This is a genomic window from Jannaschia pohangensis (genome assembly GCF_900113875.1).
Classification (GTDB): Bacteria; Pseudomonadota; Alphaproteobacteria; order Rhodobacterales; family Rhodobacteraceae; genus Jannaschia; species Jannaschia pohangensis.
In genome coordinates, this window is record NZ_FORA01000004.1 from 185,891 (window position 1) to 199,748 (window position 13,858).

Genomic DNA, 13,858 nt, shown 5'->3' on the forward strand with positions numbered 1-13,858 from the left:
TTGGTCGGGCTAGCAGGACTCGAACCTGCGACCTTCCGTCCCCCAGACGGACGCGCTACCAGGCTGCGCCATAGCCCGACGTGAAGCCCTACATACGGCTTTCGCGTGGGGGTGCAAGCCGAAAGAACCGCGTTTCGGGTCAGCGGTTCGGCCCCGTGTCCATCTCTGCCTCGACCTCTTCGATCAGGCCGCGCAGCTTGCGGATGATCCGGCGCAGACGGCGTTGTTCGAGGGGGCCGAGGGAGATCGTGGCCTGCGCCTGGGTGATGGCCGCCGACAGGGTGGTGGGCTCGGCGGCGGGTCCGGGTTCGGGCGTGGGAAACGTGGCCGGGGGCGGCACATCGACCGGGGCCTCGGCGGTTTCGGTTGCGACGTCGGGCTGGGCAGGGGCCGCCGGTTCCTCGATCGGGCCATCGTCGGGCTGCGGCGGTGCGGGCTCGTCGACCTGTGGCGGCGATTCCCCGGTATCGACGGGCGCGTCCGGTTGTGCGGGCATCGCGTCGGGCGCGGTATCGTCGCCCTCGGGCGTGATCCTGGTGCGATTGTCGAAGGGCACGATCTTGGCCCCTTCGGCGTCGTCGCCCGCGCGGATCACCCGGCGGGTGCGCGCCGGGGGTGTTTCCGGCACGTCGAGGTCCGGCGACAGGCGCATCACGGCGTCGGCGCCCTCCTCCTCGATCTTCTGGCTGACGCCCCGGATCGGCAGGCCCTGATCGTGCAGCATGACCTTGATGCCGCCCAGAAGGCGCATGTCCTCAGGGCGGTAATAGCGTCGACCGCCCGCGCCCTTGACCGGCGCGATCTGGTCGATCTTGGACTCCCAGAAGCGCAGGACATGCGTGCGCACGCCCAGCCAATCCGCGACTTCGCTGATGGTGCGAAACGCGCCGTCCGATTTTTCGGGAGGTTGCGCCAAGTCTTAGCCCTTCTTCGCGGCGTTCCCGGCGGCCACGCGATCTTTCATGAGATGCGACGGGCGGAACGTCAGAACCCGGCGCGGCGGGATCGGAGCCTCTTCGCCGGTTTTGGGGTTGCGGCCCACGCGGGCGGTCTTGTCACGGGTCGAGAAGGTGCCGAAGCCCGAGACCTTGACCTGCTCGCCGGCGACGAGCGCGTCGGACATGTGCTGCAGCACCGAGGCCACCAATGTCGAGCTTTCGTTCCGGCTGAGCCCGACGCTGCGGAAGACCGCCTCGCTCAGGTCCATGCGTGTGAGTGTCTTGTCTGCCATGTCCGCCCCCGTTGATGTTCGATCCAGCGTCAAAGGCGTCCTCCCCCCTTCGACCTGACCAACCTTTGCGGGCCCGGCGAAAACAAGTCAACATGAAGGGGTTGCAGGGCATAGTTCACGCGAAACCACGCCGTTGCGAATTCTCGGCGGTTTTATATTCGGAACAACGGGTTAGGTTACCATCTTAAGGCAACGGCACCCCAGGCCAGGCCGCCGCCGATGGCTTCGGTCACGACAAGCTCGCCCTGCGACAGGTCGCCGCGGGCCGATGCGACCGACATGGCGAGGGGAATCGATGCGGCAGAGGTGTTGCCATGGTCCGCCACAGTGACCACGACGCGGTCCATGGGCAGGCCAAGTTTCTGGGCGGTGCGGGTGATGATGCGGATGTTGGCCTGATGCGGCACGACCCGGTCGACGTCTGCGATGGCGACGCCCGCCTTTTCCAGAACGTCGAGCGTGGATTTGGCAAGCTTTTCGACCGCGTGGCGGAAGACTTCCTTGCCCGCCATCATCAGGTGGCCGGTGGTCTGGCTGGAGGAGACGCCGCCCGAGACCTGGAGGATGTCGCGGAACCGCCCGTCCGAATGCAGGTCGGTGGCGAGGATGCCGCGATCGGCGCTGGTCCCCTGACCCTCGGCCGCCTCAAGGATGAGGGCTCCGGCCCCGTCGCCAAACAGGACGCAGGTCGTGCGGTCTTCCCAGTTCATGATCCGGCTGAACGTCTCGGCCCCGATGACCATGACGCGCGTCGCCTGACCCGAGCGGATCAGCGCGTCGGCGTTGGAAAGCGCATAGACGAAGCCCGCGCAGACGGCCTGCACGTCGAAGGCAAAGCCGCGGGTCATGCCAAGGCCCGCCTGCACGATGGTCGCGGTCGCCGGAAAGGTGAGGTCGGGGGTCGAGGTGGCGACGATGACGGCGTCGATGTGGTCGGCCACCATCCCGGCATCGCTCAGCGCGGCAGTGGCGGCACGAATGGCCAGGTCCGAGGTTGTCTGTCCCTCGGCGGCGAAATGGCGGCGTTCGATGCCCGACCGGCTGACGATCCATTCGTCCGAAGTGTCCAGAAAGGTGGTGAACCATTCGTTCGGCACCACACGTTCGGGCAGGTAGTGCCCGACTCCCCTGACGACGGATCGGATCATTCTTGCCCTTCCACAGAGGCGGTGACGGCGGCCACGCGCGTCTTCAATCGGTCGCTGAAACCGGATTTCGACAGATCCCAGGCCAGCCCCACGGCGGCGGCGACACCTGTTTCGTCGGCGGAACCATGCGATTTTACGACCGTGCCGTTCAACCCCAGGAACACGCCGCCGTTCACCCGGCGCGGGTCGATCCGCGCGGCCAGGCGTTTCAGGGAGGTCATGGCCAGGACGGCGGCGAATTTGGAGAGGATCGTCGCGCGAAACGCCTCGCCCAGCATGTCGCGCACGAAGCGCGCGGTGCCTTCGCCGGTCTTGAGCGCCACGTTGCCGGTAAAGCCATCGGTCACGATCACATCGACGCGGTCGCCGGGGATGTCGCCGCCCTCGACGAAGCCGACGAAATCGAAATCGGCCTCGGCCGCGACGGTTTCAATGCGGTCGTGGGCTTCCCTGAGTTCGGTGCGGCCCTTGTTTTCCTCGGTCCCGACGTTGAGCAGGCCGACACGGGGACGGGTCAGCCCCAGACCGTTGCGGGCATAGGACATGCCCATGAGGGCGTATTGCAGAAGGTCGTCGGCATCGGCGCGAACGTCCGCCCCCACGTCGAGCATCACATTGAACCCGCTCGGGTTGCGCGACGGCCACAGGATCGCGATGGCGGGGCGGTTGATCCCCGGCAGCTTGCGCAGGCGCAGCATTGACACCGCCATCAGCGCGCCGGTGTTGCCGCAGCTGACGCAGACCGTCGCCTCGCCCGAGCGGACGGAATCGACGGCGGACCACATGGAGGTGTCCTTGCCGGTGCGCATCACCTGGCTGGGCTTGTCGGTCATGGTGACGACGCCCGAGGCGTGCCGCACGGTGCAATGGTCGCTCAGGCCCCGCCGCTTGGCGATCAGGGCCTCGATCACGGGCTTGTCGCCGTGGACGATGAACCGCATCGCGGGGGTTTTCTTGATCGCGCGCGCAAGTCCGGCGATCACGGCCTCGGGGCCGAGGTCGCCGCCCATGGCGTCGATCGAAAGGACGCCCGTTGCGTCCCCGGTCTGAATGGGGGCCTCGCCGGTGTCATCCGACATCGGATGCCCCCTTTCTCAAACGCGCAGCCGCCGATCAGGCGACGTCGTCATCCAGGTCGACGGTGTTTGCCGCGATCACTTCGCGGTCGGCATAATGGCCACAGGCACCACAGACGTGGTGCGGGCGCTTGAGCTCACCGCAGTTCGGGCATTCCGCAGGGTTTCCGGGCACGAGGCTGTCGTGCGACCGGCGGTTGTTGCGGCGCGAAGGGGTGACTTTGTTCTGGGGAACGGCCATGGCTCACCTCGGGTCTTTTCTGAGGGTGCGGGGCACCCGGTGTGTCACAATGAATCTCGGGCTGTCCCTAGTGGCAATCAGACCGGGGGTCCAGCGATTTCCCGACTGTGATATGCCGGAAGCGGCCTCATACATCGATTCCGCCCGGATGCAAGCGCGTTGCCCTCATGCCGTAGGGGAGAGTTCGCCAAACCAGCCGTCGCGCCACATCAGGATCAACAGGATCGGAAGGGTGAAGGCGGCATCCACGACAAGCCAGCTGTCGACGAAGCCCGTGGGGGACCCGGGGGCCGCCTGCACGATGGCCGCCCCCCAGGCCGCCGCAAGGCCCCATGCCGAGAAGCCGGCCCCCAGAACCACGCGCCGGGACAACGGCCACCTGAGCGAGAGCGCATTGAGTGTGACATACGTGCCGAGCAGCAGGAGGCCCGACACGGCACCCAATATGAGCCCGGCCAGAACGGATTGCGCGACATAGATGATATGGATGTTGGTGATGCCGAACGCGATGCAGGCCAGCCACGCAAGGCCCGCCCGCAGGAAGACGCGGCCCGGCGCGCGGGTCACGAGTCGCCCTTGTCCATCTTGGCCTTGAGGTCGGCGAGGCCCGCAAAAGGCTTGACCGCCTCGTCCGTCAGGGGTTCGGCCCCCGGCGGGGTCGCGGTGAGGTTGATGTCCTCGGCCCCCTCGACCCGCGGGAAGGGCGGGACGGCCAGGACCAGCTCCACCTCCATCAGGTCGCCCAGGTCCAGCACCTCGGGCAGGGGTTCGAGCGTGTCGTCTTCGGGCATCTCGGCCTCGTCCGCTTCGGAATAGGCGAAATCGGCAAGGTATTGACGCGTGACCGGCTCGTCCACGCGGGTGGTCACGGGTTCGGTCGTCACGCGGCAGGGCTGCACGAAGGTGGCGCCCAGGGTTCCGGTCAGCGACCAGTCGCGGCCCCGCCCGGGTTTCAGCTCCACGTCGAAGCGGACCTTGCGCAGGGCATCGACCCCCAGACGGTCGGCCAATTCCTCGAGCTGGCCTTCGTCGGGGACAAGCCGCAGGCGCGTCGATTTGCGCTGGGCCAGGTCGGTGAGCCGGACAGGATGGGACAGGACGGGTTTCATCGATTCAACCTCAGACAAGGCCCGCACTTGATGGAGGGGCCGGGGGCGGGTAAGCCATATTGCGAAACCGACCCTTCGCGCAACGGGGGGCGATCCGATGCGGCAGACGCGGCGGGCACCAGGGACGGACTGTAAGGGGCAGGCGATGGCATCTTTCTTCAAGGGTTTGGCGATCCTGCTTGTCGTGACGGGGCTTGCGGCCTGTTCGGCCACTTTCCGCAACCACGGCTACGTCCCCGACGATGCCGACCTCGAGGCGCTGATCATCGGCGTCGACACCCGCGACACGGTCGAGACGACCGTGGGTCGGCCCGCCACCAGCGGCGTGGAGCGCGAGGATGCGTGGTATTACGTCCAGAGCCAGGTGCGCAATTACGCCTGGCGCGCGCCCCAAACCCTGGAGCGGGAGTTGGTCGCCATCAGCTTCGCGCCAGACGGGACCATCGAGAACATCGAGAAGTTCGGGCTGGAGCGGGGCCGGGTCGTGACCCTGTCGCGGCGGGTGACGAAGACGTCGATCCGCGAGTTCGGCCTGATCCAGCAGATCATCCGCAACTTCGGCCGCATCAACGTGGGCGAGACGCTGGCCGACGGCTGAAGCGGATCGCCCGATCATGTCGCACGAAACGCAGGGGGCGCCGACAGATGTCGACGCCCCCGCTTCTTTTCGCGATCCTTGGTTGCGCCCTCAGCGCAGGATCGAACGGCTGTCGGGCAGGCGCAGCCAGACCTCGACCCGGCGATTGCGCTCGCGGCCCACTTCGTCCTCGTTGCACGACAGCGGCAGCAGTTCGCCATAGCTGACCGCACGCAGGCGCAGGGCATTCTGGCGCGACACGGCTTGCGCGATGATGCGGGTGACGGTGTCCGCCCGCTGCTGCGCCAGGGCCGTGTTCTGGACCCGGTTCCCGATGGAATCGGCAAACCCGACCAGCAGGACTTCCATGCCGTCGAAGGCACCGGCTTCCATGCGCTCGGCCAATTCCTCGACGTTGCGCACCGATTCCACGTCCAGCACGCTGGAGGCGGTCTGGAAGCGGAACGACACGCTCAGGCGGTCGGCGCCGCGCAGCTGTTGCATCATGTCCGAATACTGGCGGCCGTCGAAATCGGGCTCCACCGCAGCGGTGTGCACCAGCATCATGCCCATGTCTTCCAGTCGCATCCGCTCGAGTTCGCGGTCGATGAAGTGGCTTTCCTTGATATAAGCCTGCGCTTCGTCGGTGAGCGTCCAGTCAAGGAAGGCCCGCGCCTCGGGGTGCATGTCGCCCGGGGTCGTATAGGCATAGAGACGGCGCGACAGGGCATAGCCCTCGATCTTCATGCGGAAGTCCGTAGGCGGGGACAGCAACCCGCAGGTCTCGCGGATATCGAGGAGGTTGACGTCATTGGTGCGCGCCAGCCAGCGACCGACGAACCCGATGCCGCCGCGATCCGCCATGACGGCGTCGATCATGTCCTGATAATCGCTCCACCGCACGACCGGGGCCGTTTCGTCGCGGTTGTTTGGGCGCACGAGGGCATCCATCATCACCGCGCGGTCACCTGAGCTTTCGCTGAAGGAATTGACGGTGATCGGGACATTGCCGCCACCCAGTTCCAGCCAGTTGGTGATCTCGCCCGACCAGATCTTCGCGATCTCGAGGGAGGTGAGGTTGCGGACCGGGTTGGCGGGATGGGTGATCATCACAATGCCGTCGACACCCAGAACCGTCTCATTGGCGGTGTCGCGCAGATCGGGGATGCCAGCGACGGCAAGTTTCTCGACATCGCCATCATTCATGCGGCGATCGGCGACACCGATGGCGGCGACACCCTCGGCAAGCGCGGGAAAGGCGCTGCCGGAGCCGCGCGTCTGAAGATCGATTTCCGCGCGCAGGGATCCGTCGGCATTGGTGAGGCGAACGAAGCGTTCGGCGGCGTCATCCGTGGTGACGAGTTCATAGCTCGCACCGACCGACTGCGCATAGCCGCGCAGAAGGGTGGGGATCAACGTGGTCCCGACCGTCCGCGATCCGTAGATCCCGAATTCGGGGCCATAGGAGGATATCTGGGGGCAGAGCACACCGGTGCAGGTGACGTTGCTCGCCTGAATGCGAAGCGTGCCAAGATCGGACGTCGCGACGATATAGTGATCGTCCTCCATCCCCACGAGCTGACCGCTGATGGAGATGCTTCCGTCTTTCGCCTGCAACTGGATCAGCGCGTGCTGATCCGCGGCAAGCGGCGTGGTGATGAGGGCAAGAGTAGCGGCAACTGCGCGGATACTCGGGAACCTGCGAGGAAACCTCGACTTTACTGTGGGGGGCATGGGTCTGTCTTTCGTTACGAACCTGCCCAAGGTGCGAAACGCCTTTGACGAAAAAGCGACCATACAGGGGCAGGGCCCTGATTTTGCGCATTTTTTAATCTAAATGATTATTTTTTTGGCGAATTTTTCCCTAGAATGATGCCCGCCGCGCCCGTTCACGCCACGGCATTGGGGTCGCAATGCCGGTTTCTGACCGCGCGGGGGGCGGTCCAACGGCCCCGCCATCCCCGCGCTGCGCATTGGCGTCGAACCCATGTCCGGGCCGACGGCCCGTCGCGCGTTAGTCCTCCTCGAACTCTAGCGCCACGCCGTTGATGCAATAGCGCAGGCCCGTGGGCTTCGGCCCGTCCGGAAACACATGGCCCAGATGCCCGTCGCAGCGGGCGCAATGCACCTCGGTCCGCTTCATGAACCAGCTGTTGTCCTCGCTTTCGCCGACGGTCTGCGATTCGACGCCGTCCACGGGCTGATAGAAGCTGGGCCAGCCGGTCCCGCTTTCGAATTTATGGGCCTGATCAAAGAGCGGCGCGCCGCAGCCCTTGCAGCGGTAGGTGCCCGCGGCCTTGGGGAAATCCTCGTGGGTGCCCGCGCGTTCCGTCCCGTGCTTGCGCAGAACCTTGTAGGCTTCGGGCCCCAATTGCTCCTGCCACTCGGCATCCGACTTCACGACCTTGTCCATGGGGCTTCCTTTCTCTTGTATCCACGCCATCTGGCGGTACAGGTCAGGACTTAGGCCCGCAGGTCCTGCGCGCCAAGGGCGAGGGTTGAGATGGATATCACCGCAGGACGCTACCGCGCGCGTCTCGTGACACTGGACGCGGCCGATGCGGCGCTGGCCCTGCGGGCGCAGGTGTTTCGTGGGGGCGCGGATGACGCCGATGCCTTCGACGCCGTGGCACAGCACCTGTTGATCGAGGAGGAGGGCGCGCTGCGCGCCTCGGCCCGGCTCTGGGTGCAGCGCGACCGGGTGTCGATGCGCGCGGGCTATACCGGGCGACGCTATGATCTGACGCGGTTTTCGGAACATTTCCCGCAAGGGCTGGAGGTCGGGCGCATCTGCCTTGCGCGGGGGGCGACCGACCCCGACCTGCCGCGCCTGATGCTAGCTGCGCTGGCGCGGGTGGTCGAGGAGACGGGCGTGCCGGTGCTCTATGGCTGTTCGTCGTTCCCGCGCGACGGCACCGGCATGGCCCGCCTCGACGGCCATATCGCGCCCGAGGTCTGGGCCCCCGGATCCGGCGACGGGCAGACGGTGCCGATTCCCGACACACCCGGGGACCTGCCGCCGATGCTGCGCAGCTATCTGGCGCTGGGGGCCAGCGTGTCGGATCACGCGGTGGTCGACGAGGATCTGAACACGCTCCATGTCTTCACCGCGCTGCCGATCGCGGCAATCCCGCCCGCGCGGGTGCGCCTTCTGACGGGGATGCTCAGCCCGGCATAGCGCGCGCCCGATTGACCGCCCGCGCCGGGCCGGATAGGCGGCGCAGCATGGCACGCGCACCCCTTCTCCAACTCTCCGACATCTCGCTCACCTTCGGGGGGGCGCCGGTGTTTTCCGACCTCGGTCTCGTGGTTCAACCGGGCGACCGCGTCGCGCTGGTGGGGCGCAACGGGTCGGGCAAATCCACCCTGATGAAGGTCATGGCCGGTCTGGTCGAGGCCGACAGCGGGGCGCGCACCCTCTCGCCCGGGGTGTCGGTCGGCTACATGGAGCAGGAGCCGGATATCTCGGGCTTCGAGACGCTGGGCGACTATGCCATCTCGGGCCTCGATCCGTCGGAGGCCTGGCGGGTGGAGGCGGTGGCCGAAGGGCTGAAGCTGCGCCTTGACGCGCATCCCGATCAGGCGTCGGGCGGCGAGCGCCGCCGCGCCGCGCTGGCCAAGCTGCTGGCCGAGGCACCGGAATTGATGCTGCTGGACGAGCCGACGAACCACCTCGACATCGAGGCGATTGCCTGGCTGGAAGAAGAGCTGAAATCGACCCGCGCGGCCTTTGTCCTGATTTCCCACGACCGCGCCTTCCTCAAGGCGCTGACCCGCGCGACGCTCTGGATCGACCGGGGCCAGACCCGGCGGCAGGAGACCGGCTTCGACGGGTTCGAGGCCTGGCGCGACAAGGTCTGGGAGGAAGAGGACCAGCAGCGCCACAAGCTCGACCGCAAGATCAAGGCCGAAGCCCGCTGGGCCGTCGAGGGCATCAGCGCCCGGCGCAAGCGCAACCAGGGCCGCGTCCGCGCGCTGGCCGACCTGCGCGCCGAACGCTCGGCCCAGATCCGGCGGGCGGGGACCGCCGCGCTGGAACTCGATTCGGGCCAGACCAGTGGCAAGCGCGTGATCGAGGCGGCAGAGCTGTCCAAGGCCTTCGACGACCGCACCATCGTCCGCGACTTTTCGCTGCGGGTGCTGCGCGGCGACCGGGTCGCCTTTGTCGGCCCGAACGGGGTGGGCAAGACGACCCTGCTGAAGCTGCTGTTGGGCGAGATCGAACCCGATGCGGGCACCGTAAAGCTGGGCACAAATCTGGAGGTGGCGGTCTTCGATCAGGCGCGCGCCAAACTCGACCCGAACGCGACCCTCTGGGACAGTCTGACGCTGGACCCGCTGCTGGGCGTGTCGGGCGCGTCGGATCAGGTGATGGTGCGCGGCACGCCGAAGCATGTGGCGGGATACCTCAAGGATTTCCTGTTCGACGACAAGCAGTTGAAGGCCCCGGTCCGGTCGCTGTCGGGGGGCGAAAAGGCGCGCCTCCTGCTGGCGCGGATCATGGCGTTGCCCTCCAACCTTCTGGTGCTGGACGAGCCGACGAACGATCTCGACGTCGAAACGCTGGATCTGCTTCAGGACGTGATCGGCGATTATGACGGCACCGTCCTTCTGGTCAGCCACGACCGCGATTTCCTGGACCGGGTGGCCACCCAGACCATCGCCTTCGAGGGGCAGGGCCGGGTGCAGGCCTATCCCGGCGGCTGGTCCGACTATCTGGCGCAGCGCGGCGCGGTCGACGATTTCGGCCAGGCGGGCAAGCCCACGGGCCGCAAGAAGGGCGCGGCCCCGGTGGCCGAAAAACCCGCCGCCAAGGCGGACGGCCTGAGCTATACCGAACGCCACCGCCTGGAGGCGCTGCCCGCCGAGATCGCGCGGCTGGAGGCGGAGATCGCAAAGCTGGAGGAATTGCTGTCGGATGCCGAGCTGTTCACCCGCGAGCCGGTCAAATTCGCCAAGGCCAGCGATGCCCTGGTAGAACGCCACACCCGTCTGTCGGACGCAGAAGAGGAATGGCTGGCGTTGGAAGAGAAGGCCAGCGCCTAGTCCAGGTCGGCCACGATCCGCTGCGTCGCCACGCCCGAGATTTCGAGGATCAGCTTGCGCTTGACGGCCTGGGCAAAGACGTCGCGTGTCGCCGCCTCGACCACGAAGGCGCCGGGGCCGCCGATGATCATGTCGGCATAGCGCTCGGCCAATGCGTCGCGCCCGTCCATGATCCCGCCTTCCGACAGGATGGCCAGGGCGTTGATCGTCACCCCGTCGGCCAGCACCTGATCGCGGGCGTCGGTGATCGCGGGGCCGAAACTGTTGCCGGTGCTGTCGCCCGAAAAGTCGATGACCCGCCGCCAGCCGTCGATGCGGTTCGTCTCGATCAGGTCGCGCGCGAACAGAAGCGCCGAGCCGATGGCGTTGCGCCCGCTGGCCTGTCGCGGCGGGCCGTCGAGTGCGGCGGCAAAGGCGGCCCCGTCCGCATCCGTCTCGATCCGCATCCAGGGGACGACGACGGCCTGGTTCGTCGCCCATTCGACATAGGTGACGGTGATGTTGCCATAGGCCGTGTTGCGGATCGCGGTCAGAACCTCCGGGTCGGTCATCGCCTCGGCATAGGCGCGGCGCTGGAACAGGAGTTCGGATTGGGTGATCGACCCCGACGCATCGGCCAGAAGGACCAGTTCAAGGTCGGTATCCTGTGCGGCGACCGGCGTGGCGAGCAGGGTGAGGCAGACAAGGATCAGGCGCATGGGTCGACCGTAACGCCTGACCGACCCTTGGGAAGGGGACAGGACGTCACGCCCCAGCGGTGATGTCGGGGGTGCCTTGTCGCGTGCTGGCGCGCGCTTCGCGGCCCTGCGTCACGAACAGATCTTCGGCAGATCCTCGGTATAGGGTACCCAGACGGGGCGGGCGAAGACCTCGGGCTCGGCCACGGGCATCACCTCGCGCAGGAGGTGCTTGAGCCGCGTGGTCCGCACCCCTTTCGGGTCCAGCGTCGCACAGCAGAGATATTCCTCCACCAGGCTCGCCTGCACCTCGTAGCCATAGCTCAGGAACGGTTGCGAGGCTTCGGCATCGAACAGATAGGGATCGTCAATCGTGACCTGTTCGCGAAAGGCACGGCGCGGGTGATAGCCGGTCAGCGCGCGGTTCTGCCACTGCCAGACGTGGGTCATCTCGTGGACCAGGAACATCGCCGCCGCCAGGTCCAGCTTGTCCTCGGGGCCGTAGGTGGCCGCATAGTCGGGCAGGAAGCTGTCGGGGTTCAGGAACAACTTCTCGAACAGGACGATGCCTCCAGTGCTGGTGGTGATCCGCCCCTCGCGCGGGGGGCCGATCCGTTCGCGGCAGGTGGTCCGGGGCCGCGCGTCGAAAGTAATGGGAAACAGGCCCACGAAGGGCGACCGGATCAGGCGCACCGGCGCGGTGTCGAGCGACTCCCCGTGCAAGGGTGCGACCAGCGCCACCTCGGCCGGGGTCAGCGGGCGGGTGCAGGCGGCAAGGGCGAGGACGAGGATCAGGGCAAGGCGCATCGTCGAGATGCTAGGCCGGGCCGGGGCGGGGCGAAAGGGCCCAGATGTCGCAAAGGCGGGCAAAGAACCCGACCCGGGCGACAACACGCCGTTGACAAGGACGGTGCCCGGGTCTTCCCTGTCCGCCTATTTCAGACGGAGATTTCGATGCCCCCCACGACGGCCCGCGAATACGGCGAACGTATGCGCATACAATCCATTCTCTGGCCCGCACCCGCAATCGGACGGGCCGATCTGCGGCAGGTCGGGGTCAGTCTTCACCGCATCGGCAAACGCGAGATCACCGGCTGTTTCGTGCTGGAACGGCGCGGATGGGGCACGGTCTATTGTGCGCCGACCTACAAGGACTATCGCGGCGCCTTCGACGCGGTGATGCCGCGCACGTCGCTTGGGCGCGATGTCGATCACCTGCTGCCCAAGTCCCGTGCGATGGTCGAGGATTTCCTGGCCATGGGGCGCATTTCCGGGACGTCGAATCGCGGCTGGAACGCCGATGACGACCCCCAGGCGATGGCGCAGAAGGTGCGCGACATGGCCAAGGCCACGCCCCACGGTTTCACCTCGCGGCTGACTGATCTGGAGCGGGGCTGGGCGGTGGTGACCTGCTACATCCGCCCGATGGGAGAGCTGTCGCGCGCGGGTCTGACGCGTCTGACCCGCGAAGAGATCGCCGCCGCCATCGACGCGCCCTAGGGCGGGCCGCAGATCAGGCCGCGCAGGCGGCACATTTCCGCGACGATGTCGCCGTGGAGTGTGCAGCTGTCGGTCACCCCGCCGTTGAACAGCGCCACGGCGGTGAACCCGTCGGGCAGGTTGACGGCGACGGTGAAGAGGCCGGGCAAATTGCCCGTATGGCTGATCGCCGCGCCCTCGATAGCTGGCCAGACGCGCCAGCCCAGGGCGTGGAAATCCGCCGCCTCGCCCTCGGGCGCCGGGGCATTGCGGGCCGGGTGGGGGCGGGCGGCAAAGCGCCAGTAGGATTCGGCGGATGCCGTGGCCCCGCCTGCGCCGCCCAGGTTCCGGAACGCGGCGTCAGCACCATCATCGACATAGTGCGCGCGCCAGCCGTCGTCCGACCGCACCCAATTGGGGCCGTCGGCGCGCGCCATGTCGACGCCGGGCGCGATGCGGGCCAGCGCCGGGGCGAGGTCTCCGCCGGTCACCACATCCGCGAGCAGGCAGGGCGGCAGCTCGGCATGGGCCTTCGCCGTGCCGGGGGCTGCGTCGAGCGGCAGGACCGCCCAGGCGGCGCGCGCGATTTCAGCGCAGGACGCGCCGGGGTCCGCCCCCACCCGATCCGGCGCAAAGAGCGGGTCAAACCCCGCGGCGATCCTGTCCCACCCGACGCGGTGGCCTAAAATCTGGCGCGGCGTCACCCCCGCCAGCCGCGCATCGCCGGGGGCGGGCAGGGCGGTCTGATCCGCCAGCGGCGCGTCGAGGTCCAGCCGCCCCTCGGCCGCGGCCTCCAGCACGAGGGCAGCTGCAATCGGCATGGTCAGGGAGGCGAGGCGGAACCGGTGATCCGCCGTCATCGCCGCCTGCGTCGTCGGATCGGCCAGCCCGAGCGCCAGGACGGTCGGCTCCTCCCCGGCGGTGCCGAAGGCCAGGACGCCGCCGGGGATGCCATGGGCCATCCGCACCGCCTCGAACAGCTCCACCATCGGGTCCGGCGGCGGCCCGGGCCGATGCGTCAGCACCGTGTAGCCCGCCACAAGCAGCGCCAGGACGGCAAGCAGGTGCAGGGGACGGCGGAGGAGATCGATCAGGAACGGGGGCATGAAGAGAGGTTAGGCGTGGGGATGGTCGGGGGGAAGAGTGCGCGACGGGGACGGGTCCGGGACCTATCCCCAACAGGGTCCCGTCGATCTGATGTCTCGGGGACCGGGAATTGACTGGCGTCAAGGCGTGCGCGGTCCGGAGCGAAGACACTGTCGCCAGTCAACCGG

The 13,858-nt window shown here is 67.4% G+C and carries 16 protein-coding genes and 1 tRNA gene; 4 read left to right on the forward strand and 13 right to left on the reverse strand.

Annotation, left to right across the window (positions count from 1 at the left end):
* Nucleotide 1: 1 nt before the first annotated feature.
* The 8 genes from BM002_RS14685 to BM002_RS14720 form a co-directional block, all read right to left on the reverse strand.
* Nucleotides 2-78, reverse strand: a tRNA-Pro gene (locus tag BM002_RS14685).
* Nucleotides 79-139: 61 nt separating this feature from the next.
* Nucleotides 140-916 carry a MerR family transcriptional regulator gene (locus BM002_RS14690; protein WP_092782784.1) on the reverse strand — a complete coding sequence of 259 codons (777 nt, stop codon included), beginning with the start codon at nucleotides 914-916 and terminating at the stop codon, nucleotides 140-142.
* A 3-nt stretch (nucleotides 917-919) separates the two neighbouring features.
* The gene (gene ihfA, locus BM002_RS14695) at nucleotides 920-1,231 is read right to left on the reverse strand and encodes an integration host factor subunit alpha (RefSeq protein ID WP_092782787.1); all 312 of its coding nucleotides are present in this window, start codon (nucleotides 1,229-1,231) and stop codon (nucleotides 920-922) included.
* Nucleotides 1,232-1,407: 176 nt separating this feature from the next.
* Complete coding sequence (locus tag BM002_RS14700) at nucleotides 1,408-2,379, reverse strand: beta-ketoacyl-ACP synthase III (protein WP_092782790.1); 972 nt, start codon at nucleotides 2,377-2,379, stop codon at nucleotides 1,408-1,410.
* On the reverse strand, nucleotides 2,376-3,458 hold the full coding sequence (plsX, locus tag BM002_RS14705; protein WP_092782793.1) for a phosphate acyltransferase PlsX: 1,083 nt from the start codon (nucleotides 3,456-3,458) through the stop codon (nucleotides 2,376-2,378). Before plsX ends, BM002_RS14700 begins: the two co-directional genes overlap by 4 nt.
* A 34-nt stretch (nucleotides 3,459-3,492) precedes the next feature.
* Nucleotides 3,493-3,696 carry a 50S ribosomal protein L32 gene (gene rpmF, locus BM002_RS14710; protein ID WP_092782796.1) on the reverse strand — a complete coding sequence of 68 codons (204 nt, stop codon included), beginning with the start codon at nucleotides 3,694-3,696 and terminating at the stop codon, nucleotides 3,493-3,495.
* A gap of 165 nt (nucleotides 3,697-3,861) precedes the next feature.
* Nucleotides 3,862-4,263: a hypothetical protein gene (locus BM002_RS14715; RefSeq protein WP_092782799.1), complete on the reverse strand. Its 402-nt coding sequence runs from the start codon at nucleotides 4,261-4,263 to the stop codon at nucleotides 3,862-3,864.
* A complete protein-coding gene (locus BM002_RS14720; RefSeq protein ID WP_092782802.1) occupies nucleotides 4,260-4,805 on the reverse strand; it encodes a YceD family protein in 546 nt (181 codons plus the stop codon). The genes BM002_RS14715 and BM002_RS14720 overlap by 4 nt, the downstream gene beginning before the upstream one ends.
* Nucleotides 4,806-4,950: 145 nt before the next feature.
* On the opposite strand from BM002_RS14720, the gene BM002_RS14725 reads away from it, so the two are divergent.
* Nucleotides 4,951-5,403, forward strand: coding sequence for an outer membrane protein assembly factor BamE (locus BM002_RS14725; RefSeq protein WP_092783298.1), 453 nt, complete (start codon nucleotides 4,951-4,953; stop codon nucleotides 5,401-5,403).
* A gap of 90 nt (nucleotides 5,404-5,493) precedes the next feature.
* On the opposite strand, the gene BM002_RS14730 is transcribed toward BM002_RS14725, so the two are convergent.
* Both BM002_RS14730 and msrB read right to left on the reverse strand, forming a co-directional pair.
* Nucleotides 5,494-7,116 carry a phosphate ABC transporter substrate-binding/OmpA family protein gene (locus BM002_RS14730; RefSeq protein ID WP_175484922.1) on the reverse strand — a complete coding sequence of 541 codons (1,623 nt, stop codon included), beginning with the start codon at nucleotides 7,114-7,116 and terminating at the stop codon, nucleotides 5,494-5,496.
* A 280-nt stretch (nucleotides 7,117-7,396) separates the two neighbouring features.
* Nucleotides 7,397-7,795 (reverse strand): peptide-methionine (R)-S-oxide reductase MsrB, encoded by a 399-nt coding sequence (gene msrB, locus BM002_RS14735; RefSeq protein WP_092782808.1) that lies wholly within the window; start codon nucleotides 7,793-7,795, stop codon nucleotides 7,397-7,399.
* A 90-nt stretch (nucleotides 7,796-7,885) separates the two neighbouring features.
* On the opposite strand from msrB, the gene BM002_RS14740 reads away from it, so the two are divergent.
* Complete coding sequence (locus BM002_RS14740) at nucleotides 7,886-8,560, forward strand: GNAT family N-acyltransferase (RefSeq protein ID WP_092782811.1); 675 nt, start codon at nucleotides 7,886-7,888, stop codon at nucleotides 8,558-8,560.
* A 47-nt stretch (nucleotides 8,561-8,607) separates the two neighbouring features.
* Nucleotides 8,608-10,428, forward strand: coding sequence for an ABC-F family ATP-binding cassette domain-containing protein (locus tag BM002_RS14745; protein ID WP_092782814.1), 1,821 nt, complete (start codon nucleotides 8,608-8,610; stop codon nucleotides 10,426-10,428).
* Here BM002_RS14745 and BM002_RS14750 read toward each other — a convergent pair.
* On the reverse strand, nucleotides 10,425-11,126 hold the full coding sequence (locus BM002_RS14750) for a DUF1194 domain-containing protein (RefSeq protein WP_092782817.1): 702 nt from the start codon (nucleotides 11,124-11,126) through the stop codon (nucleotides 10,425-10,427). The two genes, BM002_RS14745 and BM002_RS14750, sit on opposite strands and share 4 nt — an antisense overlap.
* A 111-nt stretch (nucleotides 11,127-11,237) precedes the next feature.
* Entirely contained in the window at nucleotides 11,238-11,912 is a 675-nt protein-coding gene (locus BM002_RS14755) for a hypothetical protein (protein ID WP_092782820.1), read from the reverse strand.
* 147 nt (nucleotides 11,913-12,059) lie between these two features.
* On the opposite strand from BM002_RS14755, the gene BM002_RS14760 reads away from it, so the two are divergent.
* Nucleotides 12,060-12,605, forward strand: coding sequence for a hypothetical protein (locus tag BM002_RS14760; protein ID WP_092782823.1), 546 nt, complete (start codon nucleotides 12,060-12,062; stop codon nucleotides 12,603-12,605).
* Here BM002_RS14760 and BM002_RS14765 read toward each other — a convergent pair.
* The gene (locus BM002_RS14765) at nucleotides 12,602-13,690 is read right to left on the reverse strand and encodes a serine hydrolase (protein WP_092782826.1); all 1,089 of its coding nucleotides are present in this window, start codon (nucleotides 13,688-13,690) and stop codon (nucleotides 12,602-12,604) included. The two genes, BM002_RS14760 and BM002_RS14765, sit on opposite strands and share 4 nt — an antisense overlap.
* Nucleotides 13,691-13,858 lie beyond the last annotated feature (168 nt).